This is a genomic window from Phreatobacter cathodiphilus (assembly GCF_003008515.1).
Classification (GTDB): Bacteria; Pseudomonadota; Alphaproteobacteria; order Rhizobiales; family Phreatobacteraceae; genus Phreatobacter; species Phreatobacter cathodiphilus.
Map to the genome: position 1 here is coordinate 3,211,916 of NZ_CP027668.1, position 20,958 is coordinate 3,232,873.

Annotated in this window: 19 protein-coding genes; 4 read left to right on the forward strand and 15 right to left on the reverse strand. The window is 68.5% G+C overall.

Annotated elements, in window-relative coordinates; genetic code table 11:
* Nucleotides 1-166: 166 nt before the first annotated feature.
* From C6569_RS15420 to C6569_RS15490, 15 genes are all read right to left on the reverse strand, one after another.
* Nucleotides 167-580 (reverse strand): F0F1 ATP synthase subunit epsilon, encoded by a 414-nt coding sequence (locus C6569_RS15420; RefSeq protein WP_106749672.1) that lies wholly within the window; start codon nucleotides 578-580, stop codon nucleotides 167-169.
* 27 nt (nucleotides 581-607) lie between these two features.
* Nucleotides 608-2,050 (reverse strand): F0F1 ATP synthase subunit beta, encoded by a 1,443-nt coding sequence (atpD, locus tag C6569_RS15425; protein WP_106749673.1) that lies wholly within the window; start codon nucleotides 2,048-2,050, stop codon nucleotides 608-610.
* 28 nt (nucleotides 2,051-2,078) lie between these two features.
* Nucleotides 2,079-2,954: a F0F1 ATP synthase subunit gamma gene (locus C6569_RS15430; RefSeq protein ID WP_106749674.1), complete on the reverse strand. Its 876-nt coding sequence runs from the start codon at nucleotides 2,952-2,954 to the stop codon at nucleotides 2,079-2,081.
* Nucleotides 2,954-3,406: a PH domain-containing protein gene (locus tag C6569_RS15435; RefSeq protein ID WP_245898121.1), complete on the reverse strand. Its 453-nt coding sequence runs from the start codon at nucleotides 3,404-3,406 to the stop codon at nucleotides 2,954-2,956. Before C6569_RS15435 ends, C6569_RS15430 begins: the two co-directional genes overlap by 1 nt.
* A gap of 10 nt (nucleotides 3,407-3,416) precedes the next feature.
* Nucleotides 3,417-4,946 carry a F0F1 ATP synthase subunit alpha gene (atpA, locus tag C6569_RS15440; protein ID WP_106749675.1) on the reverse strand — a complete coding sequence of 510 codons (1,530 nt, stop codon included), beginning with the start codon at nucleotides 4,944-4,946 and terminating at the stop codon, nucleotides 3,417-3,419.
* On the reverse strand, nucleotides 4,946-5,506 hold the full coding sequence (locus tag C6569_RS15445) for a F0F1 ATP synthase subunit delta (RefSeq protein WP_106749676.1): 561 nt from the start codon (nucleotides 5,504-5,506) through the stop codon (nucleotides 4,946-4,948). The genes atpA and C6569_RS15445 overlap by 1 nt, the downstream gene beginning before the upstream one ends.
* 258 nt (nucleotides 5,507-5,764) lie before the next feature.
* The gene (locus C6569_RS15450) at nucleotides 5,765-6,265 is read right to left on the reverse strand and encodes a GNAT family N-acetyltransferase (RefSeq protein ID WP_106749677.1); all 501 of its coding nucleotides are present in this window, start codon (nucleotides 6,263-6,265) and stop codon (nucleotides 5,765-5,767) included.
* A 3-nt stretch (nucleotides 6,266-6,268) separates the two neighbouring features.
* Entirely contained in the window at nucleotides 6,269-6,568 is a 300-nt protein-coding gene (locus C6569_RS15455; protein ID WP_106749678.1) for a type II toxin-antitoxin system TacA family antitoxin, read from the reverse strand.
* 128 nt (nucleotides 6,569-6,696) lie between these two features.
* A complete protein-coding gene (locus C6569_RS15460; protein WP_106749679.1) occupies nucleotides 6,697-8,904 on the reverse strand; it encodes an FAD-dependent oxidoreductase in 2,208 nt (735 codons plus the stop codon).
* Nucleotides 8,905-8,918: 14 nt separating this feature from the next.
* A complete protein-coding gene (locus C6569_RS15465) occupies nucleotides 8,919-10,127 on the reverse strand; it encodes an acetyl-CoA C-acetyltransferase (RefSeq protein ID WP_106749680.1) in 1,209 nt (402 codons plus the stop codon).
* Nucleotides 10,128-10,197: 70 nt separating this feature from the next.
* The gene (locus tag C6569_RS15470) at nucleotides 10,198-11,355 is read right to left on the reverse strand and encodes an acyl-CoA dehydrogenase family protein (RefSeq protein WP_106749681.1); all 1,158 of its coding nucleotides are present in this window, start codon (nucleotides 11,353-11,355) and stop codon (nucleotides 10,198-10,200) included.
* Nucleotides 11,356-11,484: 129 nt separating this feature from the next.
* On the reverse strand, nucleotides 11,485-13,281 hold the full coding sequence (locus C6569_RS15475; RefSeq protein ID WP_106749682.1) for an acyl-CoA dehydrogenase C-terminal domain-containing protein: 1,797 nt from the start codon (nucleotides 13,279-13,281) through the stop codon (nucleotides 11,485-11,487).
* Nucleotides 13,282-13,350: 69 nt separating this feature from the next.
* On the reverse strand, nucleotides 13,351-13,821 hold the full coding sequence (locus C6569_RS15480; RefSeq protein WP_106751084.1) for a MerR family transcriptional regulator: 471 nt from the start codon (nucleotides 13,819-13,821) through the stop codon (nucleotides 13,351-13,353).
* 370 nt (nucleotides 13,822-14,191) lie between these two features.
* On the reverse strand, nucleotides 14,192-15,310 hold the full coding sequence (locus tag C6569_RS15485; protein WP_181313774.1) for a sulfite oxidase: 1,119 nt from the start codon (nucleotides 15,308-15,310) through the stop codon (nucleotides 14,192-14,194).
* A 64-nt stretch (nucleotides 15,311-15,374) separates the two neighbouring features.
* A complete protein-coding gene (locus C6569_RS15490; protein WP_106749684.1) occupies nucleotides 15,375-16,232 on the reverse strand; it encodes a hypothetical protein in 858 nt (285 codons plus the stop codon).
* 345 nt (nucleotides 16,233-16,577) lie between these two features.
* On the opposite strand from C6569_RS15490, the gene C6569_RS15495 reads away from it, so the two are divergent.
* The 4 genes from C6569_RS15495 to C6569_RS15510 all read left to right on the forward strand — a co-directional run bounded on the left by C6569_RS15495 (nucleotide 16,578) and on the right by C6569_RS15510 (nucleotide 20,954).
* Complete coding sequence (locus C6569_RS15495; protein WP_106749685.1) at nucleotides 16,578-17,564, forward strand: TAXI family TRAP transporter solute-binding subunit; 987 nt, start codon at nucleotides 16,578-16,580, stop codon at nucleotides 17,562-17,564.
* A 143-nt stretch (nucleotides 17,565-17,707) separates the two neighbouring features.
* Nucleotides 17,708-19,639, forward strand: a complete 1,932-nt coding sequence (locus tag C6569_RS15500; protein ID WP_106749686.1) for a TRAP transporter permease — start codon at nucleotides 17,708-17,710, stop codon at nucleotides 19,637-19,639.
* Nucleotides 19,640-19,767: 128 nt separating this feature from the next.
* Complete coding sequence (locus C6569_RS15505; RefSeq protein WP_146144816.1) at nucleotides 19,768-20,316, forward strand: sigma-70 family RNA polymerase sigma factor; 549 nt, start codon at nucleotides 19,768-19,770, stop codon at nucleotides 20,314-20,316.
* 5 nt (nucleotides 20,317-20,321) lie between these two features.
* On the forward strand, nucleotides 20,322-20,954 hold the full coding sequence (locus C6569_RS15510) for an NrsF family protein (protein ID WP_181313775.1): 633 nt from the start codon (nucleotides 20,322-20,324) through the stop codon (nucleotides 20,952-20,954).
* Nucleotides 20,955-20,958 lie beyond the last annotated feature (4 nt).

Genomic DNA, 20,958 nt, shown 5'->3' on the forward strand with positions numbered 1-20,958 from the left:
TGCGCCCACTGGTCCGCTGCATCGCAGAAGTGCGTCCTTCGAGGCTCGCCGCCGGACGATGCAGTTTGCCCCCGACGGTTTCACGCACCACCACAGTTGCAAGCCACACCAACGCAAAAGGCCGCCCGGAGGCGGCCTTCGCCAAAAGTGAGGAACGAGACGCGGCTCAGTGCGTGGTGGCGATGGTGCCCAGCGCCGCCTTGACGCCCTGCAACTGGTCGAGCCGCTCCGAGGCCTTGATCTTCAGCGCGTCGTCCTTGGCGTCGGCGAGATCCTCCTGCGCCTCGCGGATCTCCCGGTCGATCTGCTCGACCTGGAGGTCCTCGACGGGCGTCGCGCGCTCGGCGAGCACGGTGAGGCCGCCGGAGGAGACCTCGGCGAAGCCGCCGCGGACGTAGAGCCGCTTCGGCTGGCCGCCGCCGTGGATGGTCAGGATGCCCGGGCGCAGCGTCGAGACGAAGGGAGCGTGACCGGCGAGAACGCCGAAGTCACCCTCCGAGCCCGGCACCACCACCTGCTCGACGGCTCCGGAGAAGAGCTGCCGCTCGGGCGAGACCAGTTCGAAATGGAAGGTCGCCATGTCGTGCGATCCCCTCTGTCAGGCCGATCAGGCCGCTTCGGCAGCGAGCTTGCGGCCCTTTTCGACGGCCTCCTCGATGGTGCCGACCATGTAGAAGGCGGCCTCGGGGAGATGGTCGTACTTGCCCTCAACGAGGTCACCGAAGCCCTTCACGGTGTCCTTCAGGTCGACGAACTTGCCCGGCGCGCCGGTGAAGACTTCGGCCACGTGGAAGGGCTGCGACAGGAAGCGCTCGACCTTGCGGGCGCGGGCCACCGTCAGCTTGTCCTCTTCCGAGAGCTCGTCCATGCCGAGGATCGCGATGATGTCCTGCAGCGACTTGTAGCGCTGCAGGGTCTGCTGGACCTTGCGGGCCACCGCGTAGTGCTCCTCGCCGATGACGCGGGGATCGAGCATGCGCGAGGTCGAGTCGAGCGGGTCCACCGCCGGGTAGATGCCCTTCTCGGCGATCGAGCGGTTGAGAACGGTCGTCGCGTCGAGGTGGGCGAAGGACGTGGCCGGCGCCGGGTCGGTGAGGTCGTCGGCGGGGACGTAGATCGCCTGCACCGAGGTGATCGAGCCCTTCTGCGTGGTGGTGATGCGCTCCTGCAGGGCGCCCATGTCGGTGGCGAGCGTCGGCTGGTAGCCCACCGCCGAGGGGATGCGGCCGAGAAGCGCCGACACCTCGGAGCCCGCCTGGGTGAAGCGGAAGATGTTGTCGACGAAGAACAGCACGTCCTGGCCCTGGTCGCGGAAATGCTCGGCGATGGTCAGGCCCGAGAGGGCGACGCGGGCGCGGGCGCCCGGCGGCTCGTTCATCTGGCCGAACACGAGGGCGCACTTGGAGCCTTCGCCACCGCCCTTCTTGTTGACGCCGGACTCGATGAACTCGTGATAGAGGTCGTTGCCCTCGCGGGTGCGCTCGCCGACGCCGGCGAACACGGAGTAGCCGCCGTGGGCCTTTGCGACGTTGTTGATGAGCTCCTGGATGAGCACGGTCTTGCCCACGCCGGCGCCGCCGAACAGGCCGATCTTGCCGCCCTTGGCGTAGGGGGCGAGGAGGTCGACGACCTTGATGCCGGTGACCAGGATCTCGGCTTCCGTCGCCTGCTCGGCGAAGGTCGGGGCCGGCTGGTGGATGGCGCGGGTCAGCGAGGTCTTCACCGGGCCGGCCTCGTCGATCGGCTCACCGACGACGTTGAGGATGCGGCCGAGCGTCTCGTCACCGACGGGAACGGCGATCGGCAGGCCGGTGTCCTTGACCTGCTGGCCGCGGACCAGACCCTCGGACGTGTCCATGGCGATGCAGCGGACCGTGTTCTCGCCGAGGTGCTGGGCGACCTCGAGGACGAGGCGGTTGCCGTTGTTGCTGGTCTCGAGCGCGTTCAGGATCTGCGGCAGGTGGCCGTCGAACTGCACGTCGACGACGGCGCCGATGACCTGGCTGATCCGGCCGGTACCCGCCGGCGCATTGGTCGCAGTCTTTGCCATAATGGGGTCCTCGCTTGATGTCGTGAGCTCAGAGCGCCTCGGCGCCCGAGATGATTTCGATGAGTTCCTTGGTGATCATCGCCTGACGCGCGCGGTTGTACTTGAGCGTCTGCTTCTTGATCATCTCGCCGGCGTTGCGCGTCGCATTGTCCATCGAGGACATGCGGGCGCCCTGCTCGGACGCGGCGTTCTCGAGGATCGCCTTGAAGATCTGGATGGTCACGTTGCGGGGGAGCAGGTCGGCCAGGATCTCGGCCTCGCCGGGCTCGAACTCGTAAGGAGCGTTGTCGGCGCCGGCGGCGGCTTCGCCCGCGACCTGCGCCGGGATGATCTGCTGCGCCGTCGGGATCTGCGAGATGACAGACTTGAAGCGCGAGAAGAACAGGGTGGCGACGTCGAACTGGCCCTCGGCGAAGAGCTTCAGGACCTGGGCGCCGACCTCCTCCGCCTGGGCGTAGGAAAGCTGCTTCACCGCCCGGAACTCGATGTAGCCGACGATCTGCTTCTCGAACTGGCGGCGGATCAGGTCATAGCCCTTGCGGCCGACGCAGAAGAACTTGACCGTCTTGCCCTCGGCCTGCAGGGCGAGGGCGCGCTCGCGGGCGAGGCGGACGATGGAGGTGTTGAAGGCGCCGCACAGGCCGCGCTCGGCGGTGGCGACGACGAGCAGATGAACGTCGTCCTTGCCCGTGCCGCTGAGCAGCATCGGCGCGTCGGAGCCGGTCACGGCGCCGGTGAGGTTGGCGAGCACCGCTTCCATCTTCTCCGCATAGGGGCGGGCGGCCTCGGCGGCCGTCTGGGCGCGCTTGAGCTTCGCCGCGGCCACCATCTGCATGGCCTTGGTGATCTTCTGCGTCGCCTTCACGGAGGCGATGCGGTTCCTGAGATCCTTCAAGCTCGGCATCAGCCGACGTCCCTTCTGGCTTCGATGGCCTGTTCCACCTTGCGGCGGAAGGCCAGCGGATCCGCAATCATCTTGATGGGCGTGGCGTTGATGCCCGTCCCATGCACGGTCACGTTCCCGAAATTGAGAACGCGGCCGAGGAAAGTCTGGTCGACGGCGACCGAGTCGACCTTTTCGAGCCGCTGCTCGATGGTGGAGCGGGCGATGAAGCCCCACTTCGCCACCACCTTGCGCGACGTCACCGCCAGTTCGGTCGTCCGGCTCATGAACCAGGCGACCAGGAGCCAGAGCGACGCCAGGCCCAGAACCGCGGCCCCGTAGGGCCACACCAGAACGGTTGCGGCGAGGCCGACGACGACGGCGACCATGGGCCAGAAGTAGACGACCCAGTGGATCGTCGCTTCGTGGATGATCTCCTCACCCGGGCCCAGGCTGTCGCTGACGTAGCTCACCGCGCCCCGATCAGCTGAACGAGGCCGCGAAGCTCTCGACGGTGGCCTTCAGCTTGGCGGCCGTGTCGTCGGACAGGTCCTTCGACGAGCGGATCGCCTCGAGGACCGCGCCCTCCGAGCGCAGCTTGCCGAGGAGACCCTCCTCGAAAGCCTTGACGCGGCCGAGCGGCAGCTTGTCGAGATAGCCGTTGGTGCCGGCCCAGATGACCGCCACTTGCTCTTCCATCTTCAGCGGCGAGTACTGGTTCTGCTTGAGGAGCTCGGTCAGACGGGCACCGCGGTTGAGCAGGCGCTGGGTCGTCGCGTCGAGGTCCGAGCCGAACTGGGCGAAGGCGGCCATCTCGCGATACTGCGCGAGCTCGCCCTTGATCTTGCCGGCGACCTTCTTCATCGCCTTGGTCTGCGCCGAGGAGCCGACGCGCGACACCGAGAGGCCGACGTTCACCGCCGGGCGGATGCCCTGGAAGAACAGGTCGGTCTCAAGGAAGATCTGGCCGTCGGTGATGGAGATGACGTTGGTCGGGATGTAGGCCGACACGTCGTTGGCCTGCGTCTCGATGACCGGCAGCGCCGTCAGCGAACCCTTGCCGGCGTCGTCGCCCATCTTCGCCGCGCGCTCGAGCAGGCGGGAGTGGAGATAGAACACGTCGCCCGGATAGGCCTCGCGGCCCGGCGGGCGGCGCAGCAGCAGCGACATCTGGCGGTAGGCGACGGCCTGCTTGGAGAGGTCGTCGTAGATGATGACGGCATGCATGCCGTTGTCGCGGAAGAACTCGCCCATGGCGCAGCCCGAGAAGGGCGCCAGGAACTGCATCGGCGCCGGGTCCGAGGCGGTGGCGGCGACGACGATCGAGTACTCCAGCGCGCCGTTCTCCTCGAGCGCCTTCACGAACTGGGCGACCGTGGAGCGCTTCTGGCCGATGGCGACGTAGACGCAGTAGAGCTTCTGCATCTCGTCGGCGCCGGCGACGTTCAGCGGCTTCTGGTTGAGGATGGTGTCGAGGGCGATGGCGGTTTTGCCGGTCTGGCGGTCGCCGATGATCAGCTCGCGCTGGCCGCGGCCGATCGGGATCAGCGCGTCGATCGACTTCAGGCCCGTCGCCATCGGCTCGTGCACCGACTTGCGCGGAATGATGCCGGGAGCCTTGACGTCGACGCGCCGGCGCTCGGTGCTCTCGATCGGGCCCTTGCCGTCGATCGGGTTGCCGAGGGCGTCGACGACGCGGCCGAGCAGGCCCTTGCCGACGGGAACGTCGACGATGGCGCCGGTGCGCTTGACGGTGTCGCCTTCCTTGATGTCGCGGTCGGCGCCGAACAGCACGATGCCGACGTTGTCCGTCTCGAGGTTCAGGGCCATGCCGCGGATGCCGTTGTCGAACTCGACCATCTCGCCCGCCTGGACGTTGTCGAGACCGTAGACGCGGGCGATGCCGTCACCGACGGAGAGCACCTGGCCGACCTCGGAGACTTCCGCCTCCTGACCGAAGTTCTTGATCTGGTCCTTGAGGATCGCAGAGATTTCAGCGGCGCGGATGTCCATCAGCCGACCTCTTTCATGGCGGTTCTAATCGAGTTGAGCTTGGTGCGAAGGGACGTGTCGACCATCCGCGAGCCGACCTTCACGATCAGCCCGCCGAGGATGGCCGGGTCCACCTTCACGTCGATTTTCGGCTCCTTGCCCAGCACGTCCTTGAGGGCGGCGGACAGGGAGGCGGAATGGGTCGGCGAGAGAGCTTCGGCGACGGTGACCTCGGCGACGATCTCGCCGCGCGACTTGGCCACCATGGCGTTGTAGCCGCGGATGATGCTCTCCACCGCGAACAGGCGGCGGTTGGCGGCGACGACCTTGATGAGGTTGCCGGCGGTGCCGCCGATGCCGGCCTTGTCGAGGATGGCGCCGACGGCCTTGGCCTGGTCCTCGGAGGAGAACACCGGGCTCTTCACCAGCCGACGCAGGTCTTCGGAATCGGCGATCATGGCGGTGAAGCGGGCGAGATCGGCCTGGACCTGATCAAGCTGCCCCGCCTCGTTCGCCAGCTCGAAAAGGGCCAGGGCGTAGCGCCCCGCCATGCCGGAAACGGTCTTGTCTTCGCCAGCCACCGCGTCTCTCGCGCTTCACGTGTCGAGGCCTTCGGGTCCCGCTGGCTGCCCCGCTTTCGCCCGGCAGCAACAAACCTTTGTCTCGACTGGGAAATTGGTCATCGGAGGAATGTCGCCGATGTGACTTCCCCCCGAAGTCGGCTGTCCGGTAGCACACGTATTCTCATGGTGCAACGCCATGAAAGCCTGTGGCCCGTGCACCAAAGGTCGCGGCGACCGGGCTTTCCACCGTTTTGGCGGGAATGGGGCGTGCCGCGGTCACTCCCGGAGCGAGGCTGCGATGGCCGGGATGCTGCGAAAGAGGATGAATGGGTCGTCCCTGGAGGGAAGAAAGCCGCGTCGTCGCCAGAAATCGGCAGCCTCATCGTCGACCGCATGGACCAGCAGCGCCCGTCCGCCCACGAGGGTTGCCGCATCGACGCAGCGGGACAGCGCATGCTTGAGCAGGCCCGTGCCGATTCCCCGGCCGGCCCACGCGCGATCCGTGGCGAGTTGGCCCAGCACCAGGCATGGCACGGGGTCAGGCGGCTGTCCGGTCCTGATGGAGCGCGGCATGGTGCCGGGGATCACCGCGGTCGGGGCAAGGCCGTAATAGCCGACGACCCGGCCGGCCTCATGGACGACCAGCACGGCCGTGAAGCCCTTCTCCTGGTTGGAAAGGGCTCGCGTTCTGATCCAATTGTCGAGTGCGGGCTTTCCGCAGGAAAAAGCGGCGACGTCGTGGGCGGCCGTGAGGATTTCCGGGGCCGACAGGGCCACGGTTCAGCTTTCGGAAGCTGGGATTGCTTCCCAGGGAGCGCGCCTCTTCACCAGATCAACCATCTCCGGAACGGGCGCGGCCGGCGTCTCGAGCACGGCCAGAAAAGCGGTGAAGCCCTCGGGGCTCATGCGGATAAGGTGCTGTTCCATCAGCACGTCCTCGGCTGCACGAACAGCCGCCTCGCGCACGAAATCCGTACGGCTTCTCCCGCGCAGCCCGGCGGCGCGGTCGATCATCGCGATATCGGCCTCGGGCAGGCGCATCGAAATGGGGTGGTCGCTACGGGCGCTCTTGGCGGTCATGGCGCGATCCTCCAGCAGACCAACTCTAATGAATTGTACTGCGATCTGCAATACGACGGTGACGCCCCCAACGCAAACGGGCGGCCCCGAAGGACCGCCCGCTTCGTCTCATGCGATGATCGGAAGCCTCAGGCCGCGGCCTTCTTGGCCGTCATGCGGCCGTAGAAAGTCTCGCCCTTGTCCGCCATTTCGCGCAGCAGCTTGTTGGGCGTGAAGCGGTCGCCGTATTTGGCGGCCAGCGCGTCGCACTTCTTCACGAAGGCCCTGGTGCCGATCATGTCGATGTAGCTCAGCGTGCCGCCCGACCAGGGCGCGAAGCCGAAGCCGAGGATGGAGCCGACATCCGCCTCGCGGGGATCGGTGACGACCCCTTCCTCGACGCAGCGCGAGGCCTCCAGCGCCGTCGTCACCAGCAGCCGGTCGATGATCTCCTGGCGGTCGATCGTGTCCGGGTCCTGCTGCGTGCCGACGAGGGCCTTGATCCCCTGCCACGCCGTCTTCTTGCCCGTGTCGGGATAGTCGTAGAAGCCCTTCTTGGCCTTCTTGCCGATGCGGCCCTCCTGCTCGACCATGAAGGTCAGCAGCTTCTCCTGCTGCGGGTCCACCGCCTGGGTGCCGACCTGCGCCTTGGTGGCCTTCAGGATCTTCAGGCCGAGGTCGATGGCCACCTCGTCGTTGAGGGTCAGCGGCCCCACGGGCATGCCCGCCTGCTTGGCGAGATTGTCGATCATGACGGTGGGCACGCCCTCCATCACCATCAGATGGGCTTCCTTGATGTAGTTGCCGACGCAGCGGTTCACGTAGAAGCCGCGGGTGTCGTTGACGACGATCGGCGTCTTCTTGATCGCCTTGACGTAGTCGAGGGCGACCGCGAGGGCCTTGTCGCCGGTCTTCTCGGCGAGAATCGTCTCCACCAGCATCATCTTGTCGACCGGCGAGAAGAAGTGGATGCCGATGAACTGCTCCGGCCGCACCGAGGCCTTGGCGAGTCCGGTGATCGGCAGGGTGGAGGTGTTGGAGGCGAAGACGACGTCGGGCCGGATGGCGGCCTCCGCCTTCTTGATCACGTCGGCCTTCACCGCCGGATCCTCGAACACCGCCTCGATGACGAGGTCGACGTCCTTCAGGTCGGCATAGTCGGCGCTCGCCTTGATCTTGGCGAGCAGCGCCTCGCGCTGGGCCGAGGTGGCGCGGCCCTTGTTGACCTGGTCGGTCATCAGCTTGTGCGAATAGGCCTTGCCCTTCTCGGCCGCCTCCACGTCGCGGTCGATCAGCACCACGTCCATGCCGGCCTGGGCCGAGACATAGGCGATGCCGGCGCCCATGAAGCCGGCGCCGATGACGCCGATGCTCTTCAGCTGCGTCGCCGGCACGCCGGCCGGACGGCGCAGGCCCTTGCCGAGGGCGCCCATGGAGACGAAGAGCGAGCGGATCATCGCCTGCGCCTGCGGGGTGCGCAGGACGGAGGCGAAATAGCGCGACTCGATGCGCAGCGCCGTGTCCATCGGCACGAGCAGGCCCTCGTAGACCGCGCTCATGATGGCGCGGGCGCCCGGATAATTGTCGTAGGTCTCCTTGCGGTAGAGGGCGTTGGCGGGCGGCCAGACCATCATGCCGCCGGCCGAATAGACCGGACCGGAGGGCAGCTTGAACTTCGGCTTGTCCCAGGGCTTCACCGGGTCGACGCCGGCCTTGAGCCGCGCCTTGGCCGCTTCGATGAGCTTGTCGGCGGGGACGATCTCGTCGATCAGGTTCATCGCCTTGGCGCGGTCGGCCTTGAGCTGGTCGCCCTTCAGGAGCATCTGCAGCGCCGACTGGATGTCGGCCATGCGCGGCACGCGCTGGGTGCCGCCGGCGCCGGGGAACAGGCCGACCTTCACCTCCGGCAGGCCGACGCGCAGCTTCGGATTGTCCGAGGCGACGCGGGCGTGGCAGGCGAGCGCGATCTCGAAGGCACCGCCCAGGCACATGCCGTTGATGGCGCAGACGAAGGGCTTGCCGCAGGTCTCGATCTTGCGCAGCACCAGCGAATAGGCGCGGCTCTGCTCGAAGAAATCGGCCATGGCCGCCTCGGGGCCCTTGGCCTTGATGGCGTCCTTGAAGGTCTGGCCGAGGCGCTCGAGCATGGTGAGGTCGGCGCCGCCCGAGAAGGTGTCCTTGCCGGAGGTGATGACGACGCCCTTGACGGCGGCATCGGCCACGGCCGCGTCCACCGCGGCGTTGAGGTCGTGGCCGACCGACTCGTCGATGACGTTCATCGACTTGCCCGGCATGTCCCAGGTCAGGAGGGCGATGCCGTCCGAATCGACGGACCAGGTGAAGTTCTTGAGATCCATGGTCGTCTCTCCTCTCACACGCGCTCGATGATGGTGGCGGTGCCCATGCCGGCGCCGATGCACAGCGTCACGAGGGCGGTGGACTTGCCGGTGCGCTCCAGCTCGTCGAGCACCGTGCCGAGGATCATGGCGCCGGTGGCGCCGAGCGGATGGCCCATGGCGATGGCGCCGCCGCAGACGTTGATCTTGTCGTGCGGGATGTCGAACGCCTGCATGTAGCGCAGCACGACCGAGGCGAAGGCCTCGTTGAGCTCGAACAGGTCGATGTCGCCGATCGACATGCCGGCCTTCTTCAGCAGCTTCCTGGTGACGTCCACCGGGCCGGTGAGCATCAGCGCAGGCTCCGAGCCGATGTTGGCGAAGGCCCGGATGCGGGCGCGCGGCTTCAGACCCGAGGCCTTGCCGGCCTCGGCCGAGCCGAGCAGCACGGCGGCGGCGCCGTCGACGATGCCGGAGGAATTGCCGGCATGGTGGACGTGGTTGACGCCCTCGAGTTCGGGATGGGCCTGGATCGCCACGGCGTCGAACCCGCCCGCCTCGCCCATCATGACGAAGGAGGCGTTGAGGCTCGCCAGCGACTGCATCGTGGTCGTGGGACGCATGTGCTCGTCGCGGTCGAGGATGGTGAGGCCGTTCATGTCCTTCACCGGGATGACCGAATTCTTGAAGCGCCCCTCCTCCCAGGACTTCGCGGCGCGCTTCTGGCTCTCCACCGCATAGGCGTCGACGTCGTCGCGGGAGAAGCCGTACTTGGTGGCGATGAGATCCGCCGAGATGCCCTGCGGCATGAAGTAGCTCTTCACCGCGATGGACGGGTCCACCGGCCAGGCGCCGCCCGAGGCGCCCATGCCGACGCGCGACATGCTCTCCACGCCGCCGCCGACGACCAGGTCGTGCTGGCCGGCCATGACCTGCGCCGCGGCGAAGTTCACCGCGTCGAGGCCGGAGGCGCAGAAGCGGTTGATCTGAATGCCGGGGACGACGTCGCCGTAGTCGGCCTTGAGGGCGGCGACGCGGGCGATGTCGCTGCCCGCCTCGCCGACGGGATCGACGCAGCCGAGGATGACGTCGTCCACGAGGCTGGTGTCGAGGCCGTTGCGGTCCCTGAGCGCGCGCAGGGTCGTGGTGGCGAGCTCGAGGGCGGTGACCTCGTGCAGGGCCCCGTCGGACTTGCCCTTGCCGCGCGGCGTGCGGACATGGTCGTAGACGAAGACGTCGGTCATGGCGGGTTCCTCTCCCCGGTTGATGGCTGGGCGCAGCGCGCAGGCCGGAGACCGGCCTGCGCCGCTCGGGTCAGAGCGTGCGCGCGATGAGAATCTTCATGATCTCGTTGGTGCCGCCGTAGATGCGCTGGATGCGCGCGTCCCGGTACATCCGCGAGATCGGGTACTCGTCCATGAAGCCGTAGCCGCCGAAGAGCTGGAGACAACGGTCGACGATGGTGTTCTGCAGGTCGGAGAGCTTGTACTTCGCCATGGAGGCCATGGCCGTGTCGCACTTGCCCTCGATGTGGAGCCCGACGCAGGTCTCGTAGAAGACCTTGGCGATCGTCGCCTCGGTCTTCATGTCGGCGAGTTCGAACTGGGTGTTCTGGAAGTCGATGACCTTCTTGCCGAAGGCGCCGCGCTCCTTGACGTAGTCGATGGTCAGGGTGAGCGCCCGCTCGATCATGCCGACGGCGGCGCCCGCGATGGTCAGGCGCTCCTGTGGCAGGGCCCGCATCATCTGGTAGAAGCCCTGGTTCGGCTCCGGGCCGAGCAGCGCCTCGGCCGGCAGCTTCATGTCGTCGAAGAACAGCTCGGAGGTGTCGGCCCAGTCGAGGCCCAGCTTCTTCAGCTTGCGGCCGCGGCGGAAGCCCGGCGCATTCTCGGTCTCGACGACGAAGAGCGAGGTGCCCTTGGCACCGGCCGACGGGTCGGTCTTGGCGGCGACCACGACCATGTTGGCGTGCTGGCCGTTGGTGATGAAGGTCTTCGAGCCGTTCAACACCCAGCCGTTGCCGGAGCGTTCGGCCTTGGTGCGGATACCCTGCACGTCGGAGCCGGCGCCCGGCTCGGTCATGGCCAGCGCCGCGATGAGCTCGCCGGTCACCATCTTCGGCAGCCAGGCCTTCTTCTGCTCCTCGGTGCCGTAGTGGAGGATGTAGGGCGCGACGATCGGCCCGTGGATCGCCCAGCCCCAGGAATCCGCGCCGGCCATGGCGATCTCGTGGGCGATGACCGCCTCGTGGCTGTAGTCGCCGCCGGCCCCGCCATACTCCTCCGGGATCGAGGCGGAGAGCAGGCCCGCATCCGCCGCCTTGATCCAGGCGTCGCGGTCCATGACGCCCTCTTCCGACCAGCGGTCGAGGTTCGGCACGAATTCCTTGGCGAGGAAGGCCCGCGCGCTCTCCGCGAGCATGTCGTGCTCTTCGGTACGCCACGCGGGCTTCGGCAGGTTGAGGGCGCTCATGTCAGTCTCCCAGATGTTCCGTCGGCCGCTTCAGGCTCGAGGGTGCAGTTACACCATCGACCGGCGCGGCTCTGAAGACGGCCTTACGGGGGAGCCGGCCACGCCGGCTCCCGGATGCGTTCAGAAACATCAGAACGCGTCGGCGGCGAGCGCCATCATCGAGTCGGCGCCGGCCTGGATGCGGGCGAGATGGGCGCCCGTCTCCGGCATCATCTGCTCGAAGAAGAAGCGCGCCGTCACCAGCTTGGCGTTCATGCGGTCGGCGGAGCCATCAGCGTCCCCGGCGAGCTTCTCCGAGGCCACCTTGGCCATCTTCGCCCACATGTAGCCCATGGCGACGAGGCCGAACATGTGCATGTAGGGCGTCGAGCCGGCGCCCGCATTGTCGGGCTTGGCCATGGCGTTCTGCATGAACCACATGGTGGCCGCCTGCAGGTCCTTCAGGCCCTTGGACAGCGAGCCGACATAGGCGCCCACTGCCGCGTCGTCCTTGTTCTGCGAGCAGAAGGTGCCGACCTCGTTGAAGAAGCTCATCACGGCACGGCCACCGTTGGCGGCGAGCTTGCGTCCCACGAGGTCGAGCGCCTGGATGCCGTTGGCGCCCTCGTAGATCATGGTGATGCGGGCGTCGCGGACGAACTGGCCCATGCCCCATTCGGTGATGTAGCCGTGGCCGCCGTACATCTGCTGGGCCTTGACCGCGTTGTCGAAGCCGAGATCGGTCAGCACGCCCTTCACGATGGGCGTCATCAGGCCGAGATGGTCCTCCGCCTTCTGCCGCTCGGCGGCGTCCTCGGAGCGGTGCGAGACGTCGGCCATCAGCGCGGTCCACAGGATGAGCGCGCGGCCGGCCTCGTTGACGGCACGCAGCGTCATCAGCGTGCGGCGCACGTCGGGATGGACGATGATCGGGTCGGCGGCCTTCTCCGGCGCCTTGGGGCCGGAGAGCGAGCGGCCCTGGATGCGGTCCTTCGCATAGGCGACCGCGTTCTGGTAGGCGACCTCCGACTGCGACAGGCCCTGGACGCCGACCGACAGACGCGCCTCGTTCATCATGACGAACATGGCGTTGAGGCCCTTGTTCTCCTGGCCGACGAGCCAGCCCTTGGCCTCGTCGTAGTTCATGACGCAGGTGGCGTTGCCGTGGATGCCCATCTTCTCCTCGATCTTGCCGCAGGAGACGCCGTTGCGCTCACCCGGCATGTTGTCGGGCGTCGGCAGGAACTTCGGCACGACGAAGAGCGAGATGCCCTTGGTGCCGGCAGGCGCCCCTTCGATGCGGGCGAGGACGAGGTGGATGATGTTCTCGGCCATGTCGTGCTCGCCGGCCGAGATGAAGATCTTCTGGCCGGTGAGGCGGTAGGAGCCGTCGCCGTTCGGCACGGCCTTGGTGCGCAGCATGCCGAGGTCCGTGCCGCAATGCGGCTCGGTGAGGTTCATGGTACCGGTCCACTCGCCGGAGGTCATCTTCGGCAGGTAGATCTGCTTGATCTCGTCGCTGGCATGGACGTTGAGCGCCGCCATGGCGCCCTGGGTCAGGCCCGGATACATGCCCCAGGCGAGATTGGCGGAGGACATGAACTCGCCGACGACGGTGTTGACGGTCGCCGGCAGGCCCTGGCCACCATAGTCGGGCGAGAAGGCGAGGCCCATCCAGCCGCCCTCCTGATACTGCTTGTAGGCTTCTTTGAAGCCCGGCGGCGTCGTCACCGTGCCGTCGTCGTTGCGGCGGCAGCCGACCGTGTCGCCCACCGCATTGAGGGGCTGCAGCACCTCCTCGCAGAACTTGGCGCCCTCGCTGACGATCGCCTCGACCAGGTCGCGCGGCGCGTCGGAAAAGCCCGGCAGGTTGCCGTAGCCGTCCAGCTTCAGGACGTCGTAGAGGACGAACATCGTGTCTTCGATGGGAGCCTTGTAGATCGGCATGTCTCATCTCCTCCGGGAGGGGACGCCCGTTCGGACGCCGGTTTCGCAAAGCCGCGGGGGGCGGCGGGATCAGTCCTTCGACGCCGAGGCGCCGATGCCGGCGAGCCGCCCGTCGATGACGGTGATCGCCCGTTCGAGTTCGTTGATGGCCGTGTCGATGTCGCTCTTCTGCGCCTGGAGCCGGCCGATCTGCTCGCGATATTTGGTCCGCGCCACCTTCATCTGTGTGACGCCGCCGTCGCCGAGGTCGTAGAGGTCGAGCATGGCCTTGACCTCCTCGAGCGAGAAGCCGACGCACTTGCCCATCAGGACGAGGCGTAGGCGCGAGCGGTCGCGGCGCGAATAGATGCGGTCCTGGCCCTGCCGCTCCGGCGCCAGCAGGCCCTTCTCCTCGTAGAAGCGCAGCGCGCGGGCGGTGACCCCGAACTCGCGCGTCATCTCGCGGATGGAGAAGGTGTCCTTGCCGGCGGAGGCGCCGGTCCGCGCCAGGAGTTCGGCGAGGGTGACGCCCCCGTTTCGGGCGAGATCCTGATCGGCCATGGCACTCACCGGCATCGGGCTCCCGGGACGGAGGGGCGGGTCGGGACGGCGGCCGGGGGAGCGGCGCCATCTTGGCCTTTCGTCTAACTCACGTTTACGTAAACGTCAAGATCGGGAGATGTGCGGAAGGGCGTCGGCTCCCGCGGCGGGTGGCCGCAGGTCGACTGCGCACGCAGCGCCGTTCTGCCGGTGCTCGCGGTGGGGGCGGCCGGATGCCGAGAGGTTTCACGCAGGTCAACCGGACGCATGAAGCGGCCCGCCGACGGCGCAATCGCCGACCGCATCGGACGTCTCGCACCCGCGAGGGACCGGCCTGGCCCGCGCCGCGTCGCGACGGGTGGGTTCCGGCAGAGCCTCGGCCGCTCGCCGGTCACGCCATCTGGCCGGTGATCCGATGGACCGCGTTGTTGCAATAGCCACGGGGGTTCCAGGGCCCCTGGTCGACCGGCTGGCAGGCCCCTGCAACGTCGAAGGCCTGCGCCATCAGGGTGACAGGGCCGCGGGCGAGCGTCAGGACCACGGAAAAGCGCCGCCAGGCATAGGGCTCGCCGGGCGCGGCGAGCCCGGCCTGCGTCCACGTGACGCCGCCGTCGGCTGAGACCCGCACCCCCGCGACCGGTGTCGCGCCGCTCCAGGCCCAGCCCTCCACCGTCAGCGCTTCGGCCGCCGGCGCCACGAAGCCTGCGGCAGGGCGGGTGATCAGCGACTTGACCGGCATGTCGGTGATCACCGCGAAGGACGCAGCGTCGAACGCGTCCCCCGGCCTCACCGGCCGGGCCGGCAGCCGGTAATCCGTGCCGGTCATCTTCTCACCGTCGTGCTCGCGGTCGCGGACGTCGAGGCGATCGAGCCATTTCTGCCAGGCGGAGCCGGGATAGCCGGGGACGACGACCCGGAGCGGGCCCCCGTGCAGCCGCGGCAGCGGCTCATCGTTCATGGCGAAGGCGACGAGCGTCTCGGGGGCTATGGCCTTGGCGATGGGAATGCCGCGCGACAAGGCCGGACGGTCCGGGCTCGTCAGGCTGCGGTCGGGGCTGTGATGGCCGGTATAGACGGCGGAGGGCTTCACGCCGGCTCTCTCCAGGAGGTCCCGCATCCTGACCCCCGTCCACCGCGCGCAGCCCACGGCGCCGTTGCGCCACTGCGCGCCGGAGACGGGCGGATCGAGGAAGGCGCGGCCGTTGCCTGCGCATTCGATCACGGCGGTCACCGACACGACGGAGAAGGACTCCCGCAACTCCCGCAGGGTGAAGGAAAGGGGTCGTTCGACCTCGCCGGTGATGTCGAGGCGCCACTGCCCGGCATCGACCGCCGGGGGCATGTCGCCGTTGTTGCGCACGAAGAAGGCCTCGGCCGGGGTGAGCGGCGGGTCGAGGGCCTCGGCCGGAGGCTCGCCGTTGGCGGCGGAGTCGTCCAGCCAGCGAAGGCGGGTCTTCGCCGCCAGTGCGGGATCGGGCGCCTGATGCGGCATGCGGGGGGTCTCGGTCACGGGTGCCGACTCTAACGGGCGGGGCGCGAGGCCGCCAGCGGGATCCGGACGAGCGCCCGGCGGGTCAGGCCAGCATGTCGAGGATCGGGATCGCCGCGGGCACTGTCCCCGCCGCATCCGGCGCGGACAGGTCCTCCACCGCTCGGGTCATGGAGCGGCTGACCGCCTCGATGTCCTCGATTTCCGCCGGGTCGGCCTCCTCCTGCTTGAGCCGGCGCGCCGCCTCCTCGAGGAGCTGGCGGGCCTGCCGCGCGGCGTCCTTGAACTGCTCGATCTCCTCCCGCTCCGCCTGGCTCTTCGCGCCGCGCGAGGCGATGTCGTGGGCGGCGGCGCGATAGGCGTCGGCCGCCTTCTGGCGCTCCTCCTCGGCCGTCGGCTGGCGGGTTTCGCCGGGGGAATCTTCCGCTGCGGCCGCCGTCCCGGTGCCTCCGGCCTGCGATCCGGACGCCTTCGCCGCGTCCGTCGGCGTCTCGGTGCCCGCCTGCCCCGCCGTCGCCTCACCCGCACCGCCCGCTCCCGCCTCGCCGCCCGCGCTGGTCTCGGAGGAGGTTGGCTCCGCCGGGGCTTCTGCGGCGCCGGCGGCACCATAGGCGCGGGCGGCCTCGCGGATCTCCTGGGCGATCTGCTTGGCCTGCCGCGCCATCGCCTTGGGATCGCCGGCGAACATGCGGAGCATCTGCAGCCTCGCCTTGGCCTGGTCGAGCTTCTGCTTGGCCGCCGCCTTGCGGTCGGAGACCATGGATCGCTGTGCCGCCTGAAGCTGGAGAAGGGTGCCTTCACCCTCGCGGCGGCGGTCGACGACGTCTTGCGGCAGCCCGAGGGTTGCGAGCGGCCGCTCTGGCCGGCTCCGGGCGGCGAGGCCGCCGTCCCTGGCGGACGGAACCAGCAGGACCGACGACGCCCCGTTCAGGTTGACGTTCATGTCGCTCCCGCGCCCCCGATGGATCACGCTCCACCGAACCACCGAACCGGAAACAAACTGTTAACCTTAACGAATCCCTGCGACCCTTTTGCGCAGGCGCGGTCGGACCGCCGGACCTCTGACGATCGGCGGTCCTACCTCGCAATCCCTTGAAAGACCGGCATCGACCCCATGCCTCCTGACGCTGCGTCGCCCGCTCCGCATCGGCCCCGCCCAGGGCGGCGAGCGCCGCGGCCGCGCCCTCCGGGACGCGTCCGGCTGGACGCGGCGGGGCGGCCCCCTATAGTGCCCGCCCAAGAGCCGATCACGGCCGCCGTCTCTCAAGACCCTTCCGGAGGAAACACCATGACCCTGTCCCGCCGCCATCTCCTCGCCTCGGCCGCCGCCCTGCCGGCCCTGTCCTCGCTCGCCCTCGCCCAGACGCGGGACCCGAGCTGGCCCGCCAACGTGACCCTCGGCACCGCCTCGGTTGGCGGCACCTATTTCGTCTATGGCCAGGCCTGGGCGAGCCTCGTCGGCGAGAAGATCGGCCTGCAGATCAACACCCAGCAGACCCAGGGACCGAACCAGAACATCCTGCTCGTCCAGGACAAGCGGATCGATCTCGGCATGACCACCATGGGCGTCGCGCTGCAGGCCTGGAACGGCACGGGCGAATGGACCCGCGGCCGCAAGATGCAGGACGTGCGCGCCCTCTTCCCCATGTACGACACGCCCTTCCACTTCGCGGTGCTGAAGCGCTCGGGCATCACCAGCGTCCAGCAGCTCGCCGGCAAGCGCGTCGGCGTCGGCCCGCGCGCCGGCACGCCCGGCACCTATTTCCCGCTGATGTTCCAGGCCCTCGGCGTGGAGAACGTCACCATCCGCAACGGCCAGGCCTCCGACATGGGCTCCCAGCTCGGCGACGGCCTGATCGACTGCTTCGCCTTCGCCGCCGGCCTGCCCATCGCCGCCTACAGCGAGCTCTCCAACACCCAAGACGTCGTCTTCTTCGGCTTCTCCGACGCCGACCTCGCCAAGATGCAGGCCGCCCTGCCGGAGCTCTCGCCCTCCACCATTCCGAAGGGCACCTACAAGCAGATGACCGAGGACCAGAAGACCGTCGGGCTCTTCAACTTCGCCATCACCAACAAGGCGATCCCGGATTCCCTCGCCTATGCCATCGTCAAGGCGGTCCACGAGAACCACGAGGCCATGGTGAAGGGCCACGCGGCGGCGGCCGAGACGATCCCGCAGAACGTCTCCAAGAACACCTTCCTGCCGTTCCATCCGGGCGCCGCGAAATATTACCGCGAGAAGGGCATCACCATAGCCGACAAGCTGGTCGGCTGAGCCGGCACGAGGCGACCCCCTGAGCGCGATCCCTGCCGCCCTCCCGCAAGGGGCGGCGGGGGTCGCGCGCAAAATAACGGGGGGCGCCGAAACAGGTCCGTGCCGTCCTGCGAAGGGATGGCGTGAGGGGCGGGGGAACCGGCATGTCCAAAACCGAAGTGCGCATCGACGACGCCGACGACAAGCCCGTCGTGGTGTCGGAGGAGGAATTCGCCGGCCTGAAGCGCACGCTCGCCGGCATCGAGCGGCACCTCTTCGTCATCGCCGCCGCCGGCTTCACGCTCTACCACATCGTCGTGCTGAACCTCTTTCCGCAGGAGGCGCTGCTCTTCCGCGCCACCCACGTCGCCTGGGCGGCGGTGCTCGGCTTCGCGCTCTACCGGCCCTTCGCCGCCGCGCGCACCGACCGCATCCCCTGGTACGACTGGATCCTGATCGTCCTGTCGATCCTGTGCTGCGCCTATATCTACTGGGAGCTCGACGGGCTTCTGTTCCGCGCCGGCGCCCTGCCCGACCCGCTCGACATCTGGGTCGGCCTCGTCGGCACGCTGATCGTGCTGGAATTCTCCCGCCGCACCGCCGGCCTCGCCCTGCCGATCATCGCGGGGCTGTTCATCCTCTACGTCTTCATCGGCCCCTGGCTTCCCGGCGTGCTCAACCACCGCGGCTTCGAATGGGGGCGCTTCTTTGCCTACATCTACTCCGACCTCGGCATCTTCGGCACGACGACGGAGGCCTCCTCCAACTTCATCGTGCTCTTCGTCGCCTTCGGCGCCTTCCTGCAGGTCTCGAAGGTGGGCGACTATTTCAACGACCTGGCCCTCTCGCTCTTCGGCCACCTGCGCGGCGGTCCGGCCAAGGCGACCATCGCCTCCGGCGTGCTCTTCGGCGCCATTTCCGGCTCGTCGGTGGCCAACGTCGCGGCCTCCGGCGCCATCACCATCCCGATGATGCGGCGCGTCGGCTATGACCGCGCCACGGCGGGCGCGGTGGAGGCCACCTCATCGACCGGCGGCCAGATCACCCCGCCCATCCTCGGGGCCGGCGCCTTCCTCATGGCCGAGATCACCGGCATCGCCTATTCCGAGATCGCCTATGCGGCGATCATCCCCTGCGTCCTCTTCTACGTCGCCTGTTTCGCACACGTGGAGCTGCACGCCCGGCTCCACAGCCTGCACGGCCTGCCGCGCAGCGAACTGCCGCCGCTTCTCGGCCTCCTGAAGAAGGCCTATCTCTTCGCCCCCCTCGTCATCATGGTCTGGCTGCTGGTCTCCGGTTACTCGGCCTTCCGCGCCGGTTCCCTCGCCATCGTCTCGGCCATCGTGGTGAGCTGGCTCGACCGGCAGAACGCCATGGGCCCGAAGCGCGCGCTCGAGGCGCTCAACATGGCGGCCCGCGATTCGCTCCAGCTCATCTCGGTCTGCGCCGCGGCCGGCATCATCGTCGGCGTCATCGCGCTCACCGGCATCGGCGGCCGCTTCGCCCAGCTTCTCCTCCAGCTCGCCGGCGAGAACGTGCTTCTCGCCATGCTCTTCACCATGGTGGTGGCGCTCATCCTCGGCATGGGCATGCCCACCACCGCCGCCTATGCCATCGGTGCGGCGGTGCTGGCACCGGGGCTGCAGAGGCTCGGCGTCGCGCCGCTGGTCGCCCACATGTTCATCTTCTACTTCGCGGTGGTCTCCGCCATCACGCCCCCCGTGGCGCTCGCCTCCTTCGCCGCCGCCGCCATCGCCAGGGCCGACCCGTGGAAGACCGCCTTCATCTCGGTGAAGATGGGCCTCGCGGTCTTCATCGTGCCCTTCATGTTCTTCTATTCGCCGCTGCTGCTCGGCCAGGGCACGCTCGTGCAGATCCTGCCGGTTCTCGCCACGGCGCTGATCGGCGTGATCCTGCTCGCCTGCGCAACCGAGGGATGGTTCGGACGGCCCATCGGCTGGGCGCTGCGTGCGCCGCTCCTGGCGGCGGCGATCCTGCTCATCGTGCCGGAAGGCATCACCGACCTGATCGGCCTCGCCATCGCCGCGGCGACCTTCCTCTTCGCCAGGATGACCCGCGGCGTCGCGCCGGCCTGAGACGGAGCGCGGAATTCGGGCGGTGGCGCACCACCGCCGGATAGGGCAGGCTCGGCCTCGCCGTCGCCGATGGGACGGCGCTGTAACACCCGCCCGCTCTCCCGCGTATCGATCCCATAGGCCCGCCGTTGAAAGACCGGAACGACGACTGGAATGCCTGGATGCGGGCGGGGCTCGCCGGCGACGAGGGCGCCTATGCGCGCCTGCTGCGCGAGCTGACGCCCTTCCTGCGGACCCTCGCCCGCTCCGGCCTCGCCCGGGCCGGACGCTCGACCGCCGAAGCGGAGGACATCGTGCAGGACGTGCTCATCGCGATCCATACCCGGCGGAGCAGCTGGATTCCGACCGAGCCGCTGGTGCCCTGGGTGCGCGCCATCCTGAAGCACAAGCTGATCGACTTCCTGCGCCGCCGCGGCACGGCGGGGCACGTCGACGTCGACAGCCTCGCCGAGGTCATCGCAACACCTGCCGACGAGCCGGGCATCGCCACGCGCGACGTGGTCAAGCTCGCCGAAAACCTGCCCGCCGGCCAGAAGGCGGTGATCCGCGCCATGTTCGTCGACGGCCACAACACGCAGGAAACGGCCTCTGCGCTCCAGATGAGCGAGGGCGCCGTCCGTGTTTCCCTTCACCGGGGCCTCGCCGGCCTCGCAAAGATGCTCCGCGGGAGCATATGAGAGCCATGAAGACCGAAGACCTGATCTCCGCCCTGTCCCGCGACGCCAGGCGCACCGGCCCGTCCGTGCACGGCCGTCTTGCCGTCGCCCTCGCCCTCGGCGCCGTGGTGGCCTTCGCGCTGCTGACGGCCAGCATCGGCATCCGGCCCGACATCTTCGCCGCCAGCCGCACCATGCTCTTCGACCTGAAGATGCTGCTGGTTGCGACCCTCGCCATCGCCGCGATCGCCCTCGTCAGGGCCGCCGCCCGTCCCGAGGCCGCGCTGCCGAAGGCGGTACTGGTCGTCCCGGTCCTGCTGGTCATCTTCGGCATCGGCCACGAGGTCGCGACCCAGCTTCCCTCCGCCCTGCCCACCCGGCTCGTGGGAAAGAACTGGGGCGTCTGCCTCATCGCCATTCCCCTCCTCGGCGCCCTGCCGCTCGCGGCCATCCTCACCGCCATGACGGCCGCGGCCCCGCGCGACGCCACGCTCGCCGGCGCCTTGTCGGGCCTTGCCGCCGGCGCCATTGCGGCGACCGTCTACGGCCTGCACTGCACCGACGATTCGCCGCTCTTCGTCGCCACCTGGTATTCGATCGCCATTGCCATGCTCGCTGGCGCCGGTGCCGGCATCGGACGCCGCGTGCTCGCATGGTGAGGCC